This window comes from Prevotella sp. AM42-24, assembly GCF_003461825.1.
Classification (GTDB): Bacteria; Bacteroidota; Bacteroidia; order Bacteroidales; family Bacteroidaceae; genus Prevotella; species Prevotella hominis.
This window is the reverse complement of record NZ_QTXV01000168.1, coordinates 1-1,073: the sequence shown is the minus strand read 5'-3', so window position 1 is coordinate 1,073 and position 1,073 is coordinate 1. Positions and strand designations below refer to the sequence as shown.

At 39.2% G+C, this 1,073-nt stretch carries 1 protein-coding gene; it reads left to right on the top strand.

What is annotated here, in order from left to right; translation table 11 throughout:
- Positions 1 to 179: 179 nt before the first annotated feature.
- On the top strand, positions 180 to 1,031 hold the full coding sequence (locus tag DW917_RS16945; protein ID WP_118120553.1) for a radical SAM/SPASM domain-containing protein: 852 nt from the start codon (positions 180 to 182) through the stop codon (positions 1,029 to 1,031).
- Positions 1,032 to 1,073: the final 42 nt, after the last annotated feature.

The following is a 1,073-nucleotide window of genomic DNA, read 5'->3' as shown; positions in this document are numbered from 1 at the left end:
TGTGTCATCTTATGAGGGCGGTTGCGGATTTGAGGTTTATGTAGAAATTTTGGTAAATCCATTTTTTTTGTTTAACTTTGCCTGAGATTTAAATGTGCAAACAATTTTGCTTGCAAAGAAGATAGCAGGAGAAGCTATTTAAATGAGAAAAAGTATAATTTTGAAGAAAGAGAAAAGAAATGATTGATCGTTGCTATATCGAAATAACAAACACTTGTAATCTTAATTGTGATTTCTGTCCAAAACATCAGAGGAAGAAAAGACAATTGACAGCAGAGGAATTTGACCTTCTCACAGATAAAGTAAGTGGGAAGGTTTGTTTTCTGTATTTCCATCTCATGGGCGAACCATTACTTCACCCTCTCCTACCACAATTTATTCAGACAGCCAGAGCCAAAGGATTTAAGACAGTACTTACATCTAATGGCACCTTACTGGAAAGAGCGATGAATCTACTCGATACCTTACCCCACAAAATACAATTATCTCTCCATTCCCACGAAAGTAATGCAAAGGGAGAATTATCAACCTATATGGATCAGGTAATGCAATTCTCCACCCAAGCTGCACAAAAAGGCACCTGTATCGTACTTCGTCTCTGGAATCAAGGAGGAAAAGACAAAGAAAACGAAATGGTCATGGAATATATAGAAAAATATGTACCCAAACCATGGAAGGAGCGCCCAGATGGTTTCAGACTTTGCGACAATCTCTATTTAGAATTTGACAGAAAGTTTGAATGGCCAGATACAGAGAAAAAAGAGTCTGAAAATCCAGAAGTTTTCTGCAAAGCATTATTCAAGCAGATAGGAATTCTATCTGATGGAAGTCTAGTACCGTGTTGTTTAGACCACAATGGCGACATCATTCTCGGCAATCTTTTCCATCAATCCCTGGAAGAAATCCTCTCATCCGCCAGAGCGCAGGCCATGATAGAAGGCTTCAAACATCATACTGCCACAGAATCTCTCTGCAGAAATTGTGAATCCGCCTTAGTCCGCAACAGTTTCAGGGGCAAAAAGCGTTCATAAAAAATCTGCGTCATCCTCCCAGACCGACAGGTCTAAAATCTG

What these genes read in the sequence shown, in the direction of transcription:
- DW917_RS16945 (WP_118120553.1), top strand. Translation starts at nt 180, where the DNA reads ATGATTGATCGTTGCTATATCGAAATAACAAACACTTGTAATCTTAAT.